Origin of the sequence: Legionella lytica (assembly GCF_044626755.1) — a bacterium.
Taxonomy (GTDB): domain Bacteria; phylum Pseudomonadota; class Gammaproteobacteria; order Legionellales; family Legionellaceae; genus Legionella; species Legionella lytica_A.
On sequence record NZ_JBGORX010000001.1, the window covers coordinates 341315 to 357479 of the forward strand.

Sequence of the window (16165 nt, forward strand, 5' to 3'; positions counted from 1 at the left end):
ACTATTATGACTCCAGACGACTCATTACTAAAACAACTTATAGAAACCTTTAGTACCGAACTTGAGTCATTGATTGCAGTAATTATTGATAATTTGCAAAAAATAAAAAAAGATACCTCAGAGGCAGAACTAAATCAAATTGCAGTAGAAATTTCACGTTCAGGGCGTAACATTAAAGTCTCTGCCTTTTCTGTAGGCATTACTGAGTTAGGTAGTATTGCTGAATGCATTGAAAAGCTTTTTATGCCGACACAGCCTATTTCGCCAGAGCGTGTGGATCTAACTTACAATGCAGTGGAGGGAATGCGTGAATCTTTGCAAGATTTTATTATCAAAAGACAGCCTTCAGTTAAACTACGTGAGTTAATACATCAACTGCGACGACAGGCGGGCATTCCTGATGGTGAGGCAGAAGTAGCCGCAGAAAAACTTGTCTCCTCCGAACCTTTTTTTTCTAAATCCATCACACATGAAAGTGCCTCGGAGCGAGAGTTTTTAAAGAAAATCGTTGAAACCTTTAAAAGCGAGCTTCAAGAAAATTTAATGACAATTACTGATGGTCTATTACAGCTCGAAAGAAGGGAGAGTAGTGCAGATAACCTCCAGCATTTATTCGCGGCGATTTTTCGCGCAGCACATAATATTAAAGGTTCTGCTCGGGGTATTGGGGCAATTGATGTGGGAGAAATTGCTCATCAGATAGAAACCTTATTTGCAGAAATCCAACAGCAAAACATTGAAATTTCCCCAGCAATTATAAATCTTTGCTTACAGTCCATTGATTTGATGAATGAAGCAATGCGCTGTTACAGTGAGGAGATACCTTCCACTTTTGACCTGCAAGATCATTTGAATCAGCTTAAATACTATACGGAACATCCACAGGTTGAATTGCTGCAAGGAGTGGTTGAGAAATCTCCGAAAATACTGACGGAGAATTCCAAAAATATAGAGACCCGCTTTAGGTCTGGAGAGTTTGAGTCGATTCGTGTTTCTTTACAAAATCTGGACCGTATTTCTGCCGATATGGAAGAACTTCAGGCAATTAAGATTATTATTGAAGAGTATTATTCTGATTTAATCAAAATAAATTATAAAATAGATTATTTTGTACATGCCTGGAAAAAGAACTTAGATAATTTAAAAAACCTGTTTAATAACGAAAATGAACGTTTTAATGCCTTATTTTCTACGCCAGTTACTGAATTAACGGAAATCAATAATTCCATGCATGCGATGCAACGCTCGCTCCGTATGCCGATTAGTGAATTATCTACTTTACTCAGTTCTCTACAGGATGAGGTACGTCGAATTCGTTTGATTCCGGTTGACGCACAATTGCGTTACTTACCGCGTGTGGTGCGTGATTTAGCGCATGGGTTACAAAAGCAAGTTAATTTCGACATTATCAATAATGATGTAAAAATTGATAAAATGATTCTTGATGGGTTAAAAGATCCCATAGTGCATTTGTTACGTAACGCCATTGATCATGGAATTGAGCGGCCTGAGATCCGTGAAGCTACCGGTAAATCAGCGCAGGGAAATATTCGCATTGATGTGCGTCAGGAAGATCATCAAATTATTTTTGAAATCTCAGATGAGGGTGTTGGAATTAATCCAGAAGTACTCATTCAATCCGCATTGAAAAAAAATATCATTACTTCCGCTGAGCTTGAGGGAATGAGTTCGGAGGCGGTTCTTGATTTAATCTTTCGACCCGGTTTTTCTACGCGAGACATTGCCACAGATATTTCTGGGCGAGGGGTAGGACTGGATGTAGTTCGTTCTAATTTAGTGCAATTGAAAGGCCAAGTCAGTGTAGCAAGTCAAGTTGGCAAGGGGACTCATTTTCGTTTGCAAGTACCAATTACTTTGGCTACTGAGCGTGGACTAATTATTTCTTGCAGTAATCAATTATTTGTTCTGATTACCCGCGCAGTAGACCGCGTATTCTTGTTAAAAAGACAAGATATTATTGAGGTTGAAGGGAGTCCAGCGGTGCTTGTCAATCAACAGCCGATTTTGCTATGCTCATTGGCTAAGGTATTGCATCTTAATGAAAAAATAGATGAGAAGGAACATTTGTGCGTGGTTGTGATTCATAAAAAACAAGAACGCATTGCATTGGTTGTTGATGAAATCATTGGAGAGCGGGAAATTGTCTTGAAACCACTTCAAGAACCTTTAACCAATATACCTTGTGTTACTGGGGCTACTTTATCCGGAAGTAACCAGATTAATTTTGTCTTAAATTCAGCTGAACTTATTAAAAAAGCATTATTTTAATATCAGGCATGCTAGCTAGAATGTGGCAAAAATATAAGTGAACTATTGCCTATGATAAGAGTTTTAATTGTCGATGACTCACCGACGGAAGTGGCCTTAATTCAGCATATTATTGAATCTACACACGATATGATTGTGGTTGGTGTTGCTAAGAATGGAAAAGAGGCAATAGAATTAACTACTAAATTAAAGCCTGATTTGATTACCATGGACATTCAAATGCCGGTTCTCGACGGGCTCGAGGCAACGCGTATCATTATGGCACACCATCCAACTCCTATTGTTGTGATTAGTTCCACCGTGAGTGATGAATCACTTAATGCTACCTTCCATATCCTTGAAGCTGGAGCGTTAACCGCATTAACAAAGCCAATTAATATCTTTTCTCCTTCCTTTAAAGAGCGAAGCGCTTACATCATTGATACATTACGCAGTCTTTCAGACATTCGCGTCACTAAAAAGCCATTGAAAATGCCTCATGAAGACGTAAGAAAAATAACAAAGCATAAGCATAAGGTCAACGTGGGGCATTATGAACTCATTGCTATGGGGGCGTCGGTGGGTGGGCCTATGGCATTAAAAACTATTTTATCTCATCTACCTCCTGATTTTTCCTTGCCCATTGTCGTGGTTCAGCATATGAGCAATGGGTTTATCCGTGGCTTTGTGCAATGGCTAGAGCAAAATGTAAGTCTTAAAGTGAAAGTCCCCACAAACGGGGAGCTATTAGAAAAGGGGACTGTCTATATAGCACCAGATAAAAAGCATTTACAAATAAGGCGTGAGCATGACCGATTAGTCAGTAAACTTATTGATGGAGATTCTAATGAAGGGTTTTGTCCTTCTATTACCGAGTTATTGCAATCAGTAGCTAAGGTTTCAGGCAAGAAAGCAATCGGAGTGCTTTTAACGGGCATGAGCGATGACGGTGCTGAAGGTTTATTGGCATTAAAACAAGCTCATGGCCATACTTTAATTCAGGGCCCTGGAAGTGCGGTAGTTTTTGGAATGGGTGCGGTTGCTCAGTCAATAGACGCTGTGGATCAGGTTATTGAATTAGACAGCATAGCAAGTTATTTAACTACGATTTGTATCTAAGGCGCGTGAAGCGATGGACAAAGAAAATGTGTTGGTCTTAATTGTGGATGATAGTGCTACAATGCGTCTGCTTACCAGCAGTGCATTAACTAAAGCTGGATTCACCATTGTGCAGGCAGAAAATGGCGAGCAGGCTTTGTCTATCTTAAATACAACAAAACCTGATGCGATTCTTTTAGACGTAGAAATGCCAGGATTAAATGGTTTTGAAGTCTGTGCGCAAATTCGTAAGCTAGCCGAACATCAGTACACCCCCATAATGATGGTTACAGGTTTGGAGGATTATGACTCCATTAACAAAGCATTTGAGGCAGGTGCAACGGACTTTACTACTAAACCGTTGAACTCAGACTTAATTGGCTATCGTGTTCGTTATATGGTGCGGACCAGTTTTTATTTTCAGGAGCTACAAATTGCTGAGAAAAAAGTACATGCACTTAATGATGAGCTTATTAGTAAGCTTATGGAGATTCAACAAAATGCAACAGCAGTAGCTCGCTTTGTTCCCCAAAATTTCTTGAAAATGCTCAATCGAAAAAATATCGCGGATATTCGCGTGGGGGATTGTGTGGAAAAGGTCATGACGGTTTTATTTATGGATATTAAATCGTTTACGACACTCTCTGAACAGCTCACTTCAGTTGAAATTTTTAATCTGGTCAATACGTTAATGAGTTATATGGACCCAGTGATTGTTAAGCATTCGGGTTTTATTGATAAATACATAGGCGATGCCATTATGGCCTTATTTGATGACGCCGATGATGCGGTACATGCCGCGTTGGATATGTTGAATGCATTAAATATTTTTAATACCGAGCGGGCTACTCATAACCTGCCGCCAGTAAATGTTGGAATAGGGATCAATACTGGCCCCTTAATCGTCGGCACGGTTGGTTTTGAAGCACGAATGGATTGCAGTGTGATTAGTGATGCTGTCAATATTGCTTCACGCGTTGAGTCCTTAACGCGCGATTTTAATATTGATTTACTCATTAGTGGTCAAACTTACCAACAACTTAAGTTTCGTCAGAACTACCATTTGCGCTCATTAGGCCTCACTTGGGTTAAGGGTAAAAGCTTACCCATAGCCATTTATGAAATATTTAATAATAACAGCGCTGCAGAAATAAAGCTGAAGGAAGATTCGGTTTCCATTTTTGCCAGTGCTTTAAAATGCTATGAGGAAAAACAATATCGCAATGCGGCAAATTTTTTCGAGCAAATCCTCACGGTAAATCCCAATGACACCTCGGCACATTATTTTTTACAACAGTGCCAATTAAAGCAACTGTAATCATCTCTGAAAGGAATTCCTTTTTGTTTTTGAGCTGGATTTGAGTATTGTTATTTACTATGCATTGATAGTATAATTATTGTACTTGGTGATCATTATTTGCGGTCAAGTGTTCTCGAGAGGTTACATCATGAGTTATTTAGGTCAAGATTTATTAATAGACAATTTAAATCAAGAGTTTAAGAAGTTACGCTTTCCTACCCAAGTTCATTTTAATGAGGGAGGGGTTTGTAACGGTTTAGCTATGGTATATGCTCAATATGCATTGCAGGGACCTGAAAAAGAGGCAGAGTTTTTTAAGATTCTTAAGCTAATTGCTGATGGGAAACTGACCGAAGAAGAAAACTATGGATTGCAAGAGGGTTCCATTTTATTGTTTGCTAGCCAGGTATTGCTGTCTTTTCAGCCGAGCAAGTATGATTTAAGCCAAACTCAGTCTACAAGTATGGAAATGCTAAAAATTAATGGGAAACCATTAAGTTCTTCATTTGATTTTGCTTTGGCAGCAGCAGATAAGGAATGGAGTCAAGTTATTGCTAAAATAGAGCTGCAACATGATGAAGTGATGATAGTGCACAGTGTAAATCATGCTGTTTCTGTACGTAAACTCAACGATAAATATCGAATTTATGATCCTAATTACTCCTCAGGCTTTAAAGAATTTGTATCAGAAGCTGCCATGATTAAGGAGTTGCATAAAAATGTTTTTGGGTATGGACGAGGCAATTTAGGCATGGAGGTGCATGTGGTTCGCAATCCAGATGCAACTCCCAGGCAAGTCCCTTTTCCTGAGATTCAAGCGCTTTATGAACACCATTTATCACCCCAAAAGTCAACTGCTAAGCTGGGTTCTAAAACATTTAATACCTTTGACTATGCTAGTACTATCATTAAAGATCCACTCGTTATAAAAATGCTAATTGCTCAAATTCAACCCAGTAAAGAGGAACTATTTACCACGGCAAAACGTGTGGTTTTGAAGAATAATAGTGCTGCTCTAGAGCCTTTATTAGAGATAATTCATGCTGAGACTGAACCGTCTAAAAAATTGAGAGTACTACTGGAAATTGCAATTGGGACAGGCCGTTTAGGCACTTACAGTCAGCTGGAAAAGTATTTCCCGCAGTGTTATTCATCAGAGCATCTTGGTCATCTTGTGGCGCTTGCGGCGAAGGGTGGAAATCCGCAAATATTGGAGCGAGTTTTAAATGAGGTGCAGCCTAGCCAGAGAGCCTATGTTGATAAATTCGTAACTGAAAATATGAACAATGGAAAATTGACTATTCCAGGTGGAGTAAGCATGGATTTTGCCAAAGATGCTTACTTACAAATTTTCATGAACAAAAATATGGTTGATGGAATCCATGTAGCTCTGGGTTATGCTGTAGAAAAAGGTAATACAGAATGTATTAAAATATTAATAGGTCAATTAAATAGTTATAAAGAGCCACTCAATGAAAAACAGCTTCTTAATTATTTCTTGAAGGCAATAGAGCATAATCAACCCTACGCTTTAGAGAAACTAATTAATGCTCATCCTGACATGTCTAAAGAAGTACTTTCGCTCTTGTCTATGTCTCCTTTGTCAGTGAAACGAACTGACTTAGATGTACTGAGAATATTAAAGCAGAATGGAGTACCTTTTTCTGAGCAAGCGGAAAACATTATTCAAAGTAAAGAGAAAGATCAATATCGTTCATTCTCTACAATGGTAAATCTACTTATTAATTACATCCAAAATCTTTTTGGTAAAAAGCAACTGGGTTACGATGAACAGCAGTTGCTTGCAATGAAAAAGGATGCCTGTAAAGAGGTGATTAATAAAATAGAGGAAGAGTTAGTTGATTTAAAAGAGACTGATAAAGCTCAATATGAGATTTACGCTAAAGCAATAGAGGTTGAGGCGAAAAAACTGGAGGGTGAGCAAAATTTTGCTAATGTTGTACGTATTGCGAATAAATTACAGAATTTATTCGATAAGATAACATTCCCTGTCCCTATTTTCGATTTTAAAGATTTTAACTTTAATGATTCGGATAGTGAAGATGAAGAAGATTCTCTAGAGGATATATCAGAGTTATTTGAGGAATCTAGTGAAGAGGAACAATACGGGATAGAGGATATTGCTGATTTATTTGAAGAACCGGGTGAAGATAAGGTGATTCATGCTGAAGTTAATGTGCAGTCAGGGGCAGAGTTGGTTGAAGAACAAAGTTCTGTAACGAGTAAATTTAAAGAACAGCTAGGTGTAATGAGGGAAGATACGCACATAGACGAAAACCAAGTAGATATCCATATCGCCCCATAAGGCCAGCTATTTTCAAAATAATGTGACCTGGTTGCTTGTAACCAGGTTTTTCTTTCCCGATCAACTTATCCCTAATTTTAGGATCCTTCGCTCACATATTGTCTCACTTTCGTGCTTTGTTTTTCGATAAGCACTAAGACAATGACCAGGACCCATACCAAGCTTAAAGTTTCTGCAAAACTGAGTAAGGGATTAACCCCTAAATAGCCCATGACAATTACCCAGAGTGTTGCAAAACTCATATTAATAAAGCTCATCATTCCTGCGGCACTTGCTTTGTCGCTCAGAGCATTTGATGCAATGAATGAACCACTGGAAAATAATAGACCATTAAATAAATAAAAGCTGGCAGCGATTAGGAAAAACCATAGAGTCGAATGGCTGTTCATTGTCCACATGAAAAATAAATTCATAATGCCCAAAGCGATGCCAAGAAAACCAATCGTAATAACCTGGATTGCAGAAAAGCGTGCTAAAAGCTGTTTGACCATAAGACCTCCAGCTAACATGCCAATGATGTTTAATCCATTCCAATATCCATATTCAGCAGGAGAAAGAGCTAATATATCTTTAGCGATTTGGGGACCTGCAGCAGAAAAACAATAAGATATTGTCGTGGAACTACCTACTACCAGAGAAAATACCACCAACTTAGGCGAGGATAAGGCGACAGTATAATCCTTAATAATCGTCAGAACCTGAATTGGTTTGGAGACAAAGGACGCTTCCTTGAACACATAAGTGCCACCAAGCACCACAATGGCATGCATTAACAAAAACCAGAAACATCCTTGCCACTGCCAAAAGTCAGTAATCATACCGCCTAAGACTACGGCAATACCTATGCCCAGAGCAAAGGAAAGCACTGAATAGGCCATCGCTGTTTTGCGTTGTTGCTCGGGTAACCAAGCATTAATCAGCATGAAGGTACAGGCTAATCCACTGGCAGCACCTAAAGCGGTAATTAAGCGTCCACTGACTAATAGCCAATAATTATTGAGTGCAAGAGCAAGCAGGCAAATGATTGTTCCTGATAAATTGATTATTAGTCCGAAACGTAAGGCTTTTAAACTACCGTAACGATTAGCAAGCGGAGCATAAAGCAGTTGACCAATTGTATAACCAATCAAGAATGCTGAAACTAACCATTCCACTGCTCCGGGATTTAATGCGTAGTAACGCTGAATTAACGGGAGGGCAGGGGTAATAATTGTTGCTGATACCGAAGCAATAGAAATGTAACTTAATAACCACATAAGTTTAAAAGAAGAGATGGGCTGATTAGACATAGGACACTTTATTTTTATGGGCTTAGATAAGCCGCTGTTAGTATGCTAGGAATTTTAAGTGCTTATAGCATTTAGTCAATAGAGGTTATTCTATAGCGGATTTCCGAAAGGTACGGATAACTTTTTGGGTTTGATTATCGACTATTTCTCCGTGAATGTTTCCGATGTGAGAACTTGCTTGAGTGAGCATCCAAGTATAAAGCCCATCAATATCATTCCCAGCCTGGTTAGCAATCTGTTCTTCGCCACAGTATACAGACGCGGTGTATTGCTCATTCATTTTGGGACCTTTTAGGAAGGCTACTCTCTATTCTAAGTTTAGATTCACTTATATCAAATTGTCAATAATTTGAACAATAAATAAATGTTGTTGAACAGAGGCATTTTTTGTTAAATTACCTTTTTTAATTCGAATGAGAATCTTATGCCATCTTTTGATATTGTTTCAGAAACGAATGAGGTAGAACTACGCAATGCTGTAGATAACGCCGTACGTGAAATGGGAACCCGTTTTGATTTTCGTGGGGTTGAGTCAAGTATTGAGCTAAAAGAGCTTACCGTTACGTTACGTGCCGAATCTGATTTCCAAGTTCGTCAATTAGAAGACTTGTTCCGTAACCATTGCAGCAAACGAAATTTGGATGCATCCGGGGTCGATATGGAAGAGAAACCCGTTCATAGTGGCAAGTTTTATTCTTTGAACATGACCTTTAAGCAGGGGATTGATCAACCAACAGCAAAAGAAATAGTGAAGTATTTGAAAGATGCTAAGTTAAAAGTACAAGGTTCTATTCAAGGCGATAAGGTGCGTGTGTCGGGTAAGAAGCGTGACGATCTTCAAGAAGCGATTGCTATGTTGAAGAAATCTGAGATTAAGTTACCTATGCAGTATGAGAATTTTAGAGATTAAATAGGGACGTTTAGTCTCCTTTTATACCTACGTTCCGCGACTTGTTCGCGGAATCGAAATTTCACTCGACGCATTGAAGCTTTGGAGCACGCGGACAAGTCGCCTGAAGTAAGCATGATAAGAATTTTGAGTTATAGGCCCAACTATAAGCCCAACTATAAGTTAATTAACAATCTCATCTATTTTAGCTGTAATCCTCGCTTGCAAGTACTCATCATTCTTCGCAAGACTCCGAGCAACTTTCAATTGTGCCACGGCCGCTCGTTTTTGTCCCTCCAGCAATAAACACTGTGCTTGTGTAAAATAAGCATAACTTTTTTGGTTCGATTTGGCCTGAGCACGAGCTAGCTCTCGACAAAGGGGAAGGTCATGTTTGTACTGACGACTGCCTCGAAGCAAGATGCTGGTGGCTTTGGCGTTCTGATCTGCTGCCAATAAAGCTTGAGCGTGGGCCATAAGTACCGCATAGCTGTTAGGGTAATTAGTTTGCATTTCTGCCATGCGCGCTACAGCGGCCTGATGCTGAGATAGCCCCGTTTGTGCTTGGCTCATTGCTATTTGGAAATAAAGATTATTATTTTGGGCTAATAAGGGGGTTAGTAGCGCTTGAGCTTGAGAAAATTTATTCGTATTTAATAACGCCAGTACTTGCCCATATTTGCAAGCGTCTATAGGGCTCACTTTGGGGCATTGGTGGGTATAGTATTCAAACAATAATTTAGGATCAGAGGCTACTGCGTTGCGGATGATTTCTTTAACAAAAGCATAATCTGTAGAACTTGGATAGATCTTCTTGGCAAATTGAGTAGTACGGCTCTCCGCCTCGGCAATACGGTCTGAATCCAGAGGGTGAGTACGCAAGATAGCGGGAACATTAGCGGTATAATAATAACGTGAGTTTTCCTGCATTTTTTTAAAAAAGGCCGCCATGCTGTGCGGATTATAACCTGCTTTAATTAGCATATCGATACCAATTCGGTCTGCTTCTTTTTCTTTGGAGCGCGTAAAATTAATATTGTCCTGATTAAAACCCGATAAGGAGCCCATCATTGCGCCCATGCCCACGGTAGGATTAATCACTCCTAAAGCTGCAGAAGCAAGCAAGGATGCAAGCATAGGGATACGCATTTGTTTTTGATGCTCAATGGCACTGTACAAATGATGTAAACGTACGTGTGCAATCTCGTGAGCCATTACTCCGGCTAACTCGCTTTCATTATTGGTGATTAAAATAAGCTGCGAATTAATCCCTATATGCCCTCCAGGGCCGGCAAAGGCATTTATTTCATGAGATTTTACAATAAAAAAATCAGGCGTTCTGATGCGTCCATGAGTTGCGAGGTTTTTTCCTACATGATTTATATATTGAGTGGCTAAAGGATTACGCTCCACGCTATCTGATTGATTAATCTGCTGAACAAATTCTTTTTCTAATTGTTCCAGTTCATTTGTGGAATAGGGGGACAACCCTTGGGCCGTGACAGGTTGAATTAAAGTGCTTGCCAGAAGCATCCCAAAAACATAGTTTTTAATTTTCAATCTAATCATTAGGCTACTCAAAAATTGAATAATTTGTTATCATTCGTACAGCGTTTAAAGGTACCATACATCAATGCATAAAAAATTTTTGCTCGCAGCACTCGAACAAGCCCGGTTAGGGCTAGGTTTTTGCGCTCCCAATCCTTGTGTTGGAGCTGTCGCTGTGCAAAATGGAAATATTATAGCACAGGCCAGCCATCGAGGAGCAGGAACTCCACATGCTGAACCATTATTGTTAGCACAGATCCCACCTAAAACGCCAGGAATTAGTCTTTATATTTCTCTAGAGCCTTGCAATCACTGGGGACGAACTCCTCCTTGTGTTGATGCAATTATCAACCATGGTGGCGTTGACCATGTTATTTTTGCTTATTCGGATCCTAATCCCATAGTGGCTCAAAATAATTCGTCTGAAAAGTTACGTGCTCAAGGAATTAAAGTAACCCATTATCCGGTAGAAGAGATTACTGAATTTTATAAAAGTTACACCCATTGGGTTTTAACCCGAAGACCCCGAGTGACGGTGAAGATGGCCCATACTCTAAATGGTAAAATTGGACGAGCAGCGGGTGAGCGGGTCATGTTATCAAATTTACTTTGTGGGGAGTTTACCCATCAAAAACGTGCAGAAGCAGATGTAATTCTGACGAGTGCGCGCACAATCCATCTAGATAATCCTAAGTTGAATGTACGCTTGGGAGCTGAGGAAAGGGCAAAGCCTATAGCCATTATTGATAGGCAATTAACACTGAATAAAGAAGCCACCATTTTTTCAACTGCCTCTCATTGTCATATTTATCATGCTGATGAGCGACAAGTTGCATATCCAAACAGCAGTCTGCATTTTATGCCTCTGTTGGATGGGAGGATGAATTTAGCTGCGATAATTCAGAACTTAGGTGAATTGGGGTATCATGATGTTTGGGTTGAGGCCGGAGGTGCTATTTTTAGTGCTTTACATCGTGAAGGATTAGTTCATCGAACTTACTTGTATCTCGTTCCAACCAGTTTGGAGCCAAATGCAATTTCTGCATACCAACAAGAAGAGATATTTAACCGTCCACATACTGTCTCATGGAAGGCTATGGGGGATAATATGATCGCATGTATTGATTGGCAAGAAGACCAATCTACTCTGCATTAAATGAGGTCGCGTTTATGAAGCATTTACTCGCAACAATTGAACAGGCAGTGGAAACACTAAAAGCCGGTAACATGATTATCTTAATCGATGATGAAGATAGGGAAAACGAAGGGGATTTAATTATCGCCGCGGAGCATGCTACGCCTGAAGCAATTAATTTCATGTCACGTTATGGTTGTGGTTTAATTTGTTTGTCCATGGCTGAAGAGCTCGTGGATAAATTACAATTACCTATGATGGCTCAAAAGAATAAATCGCCTTACGGTACAGCTTTTACTGTTTCTATTGAAGCAGCAGAAGGTGTTTCCACTGGAATTTCAGCCAAAGATAGATCTCATACAATTCAGGTCGCTATTAATTCGGCAACCACTGCCGAGGATATTATTTCTCCTGGACATGTCTTTCCTTTACGCGCACGAAAAAAAGGTGTGTTAGAGCGACAAGGCCAAACTGAAGGCAGTGTTGATTTAGCTAAGCTTGCGGGTTTAACTCCTGCTGCGGTGATTTGCGAAATTATTAATGAAGATGGCACCATGAGTCGTTTTGATGATTTAGTTCGTTTTTCACAAGAGCATAATATTCCTCTAGTTACGATTAAAGACTTAATCGATTACCGAGTACGTCATGAAGTGTTAGTAAGTGAGGCTGCCACCGCGCGTATTCCCTTGCAGGATAAAGGGGACTTTAACATGACTGTCTTTACTAATGAATTAGATTTAAAAGAACATTTTGCTCTAGTTAAGCCATCTCAACATGCAAATCTCATACCTTTGGTTCGCATTCATTCTGAATGCATTACCGGTGATATTTTCGGTTCATGTAAATGTGACTGCGGTAAGCAACTTGATCAATCCCTAGCTCAAATTGCTGAGGAAGGGGGCATATTGATTTACTTACGCCAAGAAGGGCGGGGCATTGGCCTAGCGAACAAGTTAAAGGCATATGCACTGCAAGATCAAGGATTGGATACGGTCGATGCCAATTGCAAGTTAGGTCTTCCGGTAGATAATCGTGATTACACCATTGCTTACCAAATATTAAAGCATTTTGGAATTGATAACATTAGGTTACTAACGAATAACCCACTTAAGCTCTCGGCCATTGAGAATTTTGGTGTAACGGTAACCCAGCGTATTCCTTTAGAAGTGGATGCGACGACAGAGAGTCAGGGCTATCTAAAAACTAAAAAGGAAAAAATGGGACATTTTTTGGGAATTAATTAGTATTGATACTGCGGCTAAGCTTTTATATTAGTCCATATCTATTAAGCTAAGTGAATGTTGCCTTAAACGTCGCTGATTGGTTGGTGGGAACTATTTCCTAAAAAGTGCTCTCGAATTCCCGCGGCGTTGACCGCGGGAGTCGCGTAAATTGAGTCAAGGTATTTTTTTAGTTTGGGGGCAGGGGCCTCTCAGAGCAGTCTACAGCTAGGATTTTTCAGATATTTTCTCATCGAAAAATTAAGTTTACTCTTTTCTTTATATATAAATAAGAAATTGGTGTCATTTTTATCTGCATTTTGATAGAATTAAATCCCGTTTACATGCGAATGTAATTTTCATGTATTTAGGGGCACAGGCCCTAGTGAACGCAGCATTTTGAACGGGGTCAATATGACAAACTTTATTTTTATTACGGGTGGTGTTGTTTCTTCTTTAGGGAAGGGTATCGCTGCTGCATCTTTAGCTGCCATTCTTGAGGCACGCGGTCTTAGTGTTACATTAATCAAACTTGATCCATACATTAACGTCGACCCTGGCACAATGAGTCCTTTTCAACATGGAGAGGTTTTCGTAACCAATGATGGTGCTGAAACTGATTTGGACTTAGGACATTACGAGCGTTTTGTAAATACCATCATGACAAAACGTAATAATTTCACTTCGGGAAAAATTTACGAAAACGTAATTAAAAAAGAACGACGCGGAGATTATTTAGGGGGCACGGTCCAGGTTATTCCTCACATCACTAATGAAATCAAACGATGCATTAAATTAGGTGCTGATGGTTTTGATGTGGCAATGGTTGAAATCGGCGGAACGGTTGGGGATATTGAATCCTTGCCTTTCTTAGAAGCAATTCGTCAGCTGCGTATCGAATTAGGTTCACAAAGAGCTATTTTTATTCATTTAACTTTGGTTCCTTATATCGCTACGTCAGGTGAGACTAAAACCAAACCTACTCAGCATTCTGTAAAAGAATTACGTTCTATTGGTATTCAGCCAGATATTTTAATTTGCCGATCTGAAAAAGCCTTATCAATGGCTGATCGCGCTAAAATCGCATTGTTTACGAACGTGGATAAAGAAGGTGTAATTCCCTTGGAAGATGCACCGAGCATTTATCAAATTCCCATGATTTTGCATGAACAAGGGTTAGATGAGATTGTTGTTAAAAAACTAGCTCTGAATGCCAAACCAGCCGACCTTAGTGAATGGGAACGTGTTGTGGACATGCAAAAGACTCGAACCATGACGGTAAAAGTAGCCATGGTTGGCAAGTACATTGAACTCAATGATGCTTACAAATCCATTAATGAAGCTTTATTGCATGCTGGAATTCATACACAAACTAAAGTAGAAATTGTTTATGTTGATGCCGAGCTCATTGAAAAGCATGGTACCGAGTTACTGGACACGGTGGATGCTGTTCTGGTTCCTGGTGGCTTTGGGGAGCGGGGTGTTGAGGGTAAGATTAAAGCCATTCAATATGCTCGTGAGAATAAAGTACCTTTCTTAGGGATTTGCTTGGGAATGCAAACGGCAGTAATTGAATTTGCGCGCCATGTTGTTGGTTTATCTGGGGCAAACTCTACTGAATTTGATAAAAATACTCCATATCCTGTACTTGGATTAATCAATGAGTGGATGGATGCCGATGGTTCTAAGCAATTGCGCGATGAACACACCGATTTAGGCGGTACTATGCGTTTAGGAGCTCAGTTATGCCAATTGGAAGAGGGCACTTTAGCGCGCACAGTTTATGAAAAGCCACAAATTATTGAGCGTCATCGCCACCGATATGAAGTGAATAATAGGTTTGTGGAAAGTTTAGTTGAGCATGGCATGATTATTTCAGGTCGCTCAGCAGACAACACTTTAGTGGAAATGGTTGAGTTAGCAGATCATCCTTGGTTTTTAGCATGCCAATTCCATCCAGAATTTACGTCAACGCCAAGAGGCAGTCATCCATTGTTTAAACAATTTGTACTTGCTGCACGGACTAGACATCAAAACAAGGATAACGCATGAAATTATGTGGATTTGAAGTAGGCTTGGATAAACCTTTATTCTTAATCGCAGGCCCCTGTGTTATTGAAAGTGAAGGTTTAGCATTGGAGACAGCGGGCTATTTAAAAGAGTTATGTAGCGAGCTTAATATTTCTTTTATTTATAAATCATCTTTTGATAAAGCAAATCGTTCGTCTTTATCCAGCTATCGTGGCCCTGGTTTTGAAAAGGGCTTGGCAATTTTGGAAAAAGTAAAGGCACAAATTGGGGTGCCAGTCTTAACCGATGTGCATGAAGATACGCCTTTAGTTGAAGTATCCAGTGTGGTTGATGTGTTACAAACCCCTGCGTTTTTATGCCGACAAACAAATTTTATTCAAAAAGTAGCGGCAATGAATAAGCCGGTAAACATCAAGAAAGGCCAGTTTTTAGCACCTTGGGAAATGCAACATGTAATTACCAAAGCAAAAGCTGGGGGCAATGAGCAAATTATGGCTTGTGAGCGAGGCGTGAGTTTCGGCTACAACAATTTAGTTTCTGATATGCGCTCTTTAGCGATTATGCGCGAAACGGGTTGCCCAGTAGTTTATGATGCGACTCATTCAGTCCAGCTTCCTGGTGGAAATAACGGGGTTTCTGGTGGGCAACGTGAGTTTGTCCCTGTTCTTGCTCGTGCTGCAGTAGCGGCAGGTATTTCGGGTATTTTTATGGAAACTCACCCTAATCCTGATCAGGCTTTAAGTGATGGTCCTAATAGTTGGCCTTTAGAGAAAATGAAGCCACTGTTAGAATCGTTAATGGCTATTGATACGGTATTTAAAAAGACTGGTGAAATTATTCTTTAGTAAAGAAGTCGTAAATACAGGGGCGAAACTTGATGGATGCTTTGCTCCCTGTATACGCTACCCCAACACGATTAATGCGTTCTTTATTGGGAAACTTGGTGACTTGCAGCTTTTTCTTGGTATATTTCTTTTTACGTCAGCGGACTAGCCGCCAGATGTAGGAGTATCGAGCTGGGGGCGAGGTCTGTAGATTCCGCTTCTCGCACCCTAGTTATA

At 39.8% G+C, this 16165-nt stretch carries 12 protein-coding genes; 9 read left to right on the forward strand and 3 right to left on the reverse strand.

The window, feature by feature from the left end; genetic code table 11:
• Nucleotides 1–6: 6 nt before the first annotated feature.
• The 4 genes from ACD661_RS01415 to ACD661_RS01430 all read left to right on the forward strand — a co-directional run bounded on the left by ACD661_RS01415 (nt 7) and on the right by ACD661_RS01430 (nt 6992).
• Nucleotides 7–2289, forward strand: coding sequence for a chemotaxis protein CheA (locus ACD661_RS01415; protein ID WP_400185778.1), 2283 nt, complete (start codon nt 7–9; stop codon nt 2287–2289).
• A 51-nt stretch (nt 2290–2340) separates the two neighbouring features.
• Nucleotides 2341–3387: a chemotaxis-specific protein-glutamate methyltransferase CheB gene (gene cheB / locus ACD661_RS01420; protein ID WP_400185779.1), complete on the forward strand. Its 1047-nt coding sequence runs from the start codon at nt 2341–2343 to the stop codon at nt 3385–3387.
• Between the two features lie 13 nt (nt 3388–3400).
• Complete coding sequence (locus tag ACD661_RS01425) at nt 3401–4684, forward strand: response regulator (protein WP_400185781.1); 1284 nt, start codon at nt 3401–3403, stop codon at nt 4682–4684.
• A 130-nt stretch (nt 4685–4814) separates the two neighbouring features.
• Entirely contained in the window at nt 4815–6992 is a 2178-nt protein-coding gene (locus ACD661_RS01430) for a hypothetical protein (protein WP_400185782.1), read from the forward strand.
• 77 nt (nt 6993–7069) lie between these two features.
• On the opposite strand, the gene ACD661_RS01435 is transcribed toward ACD661_RS01430, so the two are convergent.
• Together ACD661_RS01435 and ACD661_RS01440 are read right to left on the reverse strand one after the other, a co-directional pair.
• A complete protein-coding gene (locus tag ACD661_RS01435; protein WP_400185784.1) occupies nt 7070–8281 on the reverse strand; it encodes an MFS transporter in 1212 nt (403 codons plus the stop codon).
• 85 nt (nt 8282–8366) lie between these two features.
• Nucleotides 8367–8561, reverse strand: a complete 195-nt coding sequence (locus tag ACD661_RS01440; protein ID WP_400185785.1) for a hypothetical protein — start codon at nt 8559–8561, stop codon at nt 8367–8369.
• Between the two features lie 144 nt (nt 8562–8705).
• On the opposite strand from ACD661_RS01440, the gene ACD661_RS01445 reads away from it, so the two are divergent.
• A complete protein-coding gene (locus ACD661_RS01445; protein WP_400185786.1) occupies nt 8706–9191 on the forward strand; it encodes a YajQ family cyclic di-GMP-binding protein in 486 nt (161 codons plus the stop codon).
• Between the two features lie 162 nt (nt 9192–9353).
• Here the strand turns inward: ACD661_RS01445 and ACD661_RS01450 are convergent, their stop codons facing one another.
• Nucleotides 9354–10703, reverse strand: a complete 1350-nt coding sequence (locus ACD661_RS01450; RefSeq protein ID WP_400187199.1) for a M48 family metalloprotease — start codon at nt 10701–10703, stop codon at nt 9354–9356.
• A gap of 100 nt (nt 10704–10803) precedes the next feature.
• Between ACD661_RS01450 and ribD the strand changes: the two genes are divergently transcribed.
• From ribD to kdsA, 4 genes are all read left to right on the forward strand, one after another.
• Nucleotides 10804–11874: a bifunctional diaminohydroxyphosphoribosylaminopyrimidine deaminase/5-amino-6-(5-phosphoribosylamino)uracil reductase RibD gene (gene ribD / locus ACD661_RS01455; RefSeq protein ID WP_400185787.1), complete on the forward strand. Its 1071-nt coding sequence runs from the start codon at nt 10804–10806 to the stop codon at nt 11872–11874.
• A 14-nt stretch (nt 11875–11888) separates the two neighbouring features.
• Nucleotides 11889–13097: a 3,4-dihydroxy-2-butanone-4-phosphate synthase gene (gene ribB, locus ACD661_RS01460; RefSeq protein WP_400185788.1), complete on the forward strand. Its 1209-nt coding sequence runs from the start codon at nt 11889–11891 to the stop codon at nt 13095–13097.
• 390 nt (nt 13098–13487) lie between these two features.
• Nucleotides 13488–15125, forward strand: a complete 1638-nt coding sequence (locus ACD661_RS01465) for a CTP synthase (RefSeq protein WP_400185789.1) — start codon at nt 13488–13490, stop codon at nt 15123–15125.
• Complete coding sequence (kdsA, locus tag ACD661_RS01470; protein ID WP_400185790.1) at nt 15122–15949, forward strand: 3-deoxy-8-phosphooctulonate synthase; 828 nt, start codon at nt 15122–15124, stop codon at nt 15947–15949. The genes ACD661_RS01465 and kdsA overlap by 4 nt, the downstream gene beginning before the upstream one ends.
• Nucleotides 15950–16165: the final 216 nt, after the last annotated feature.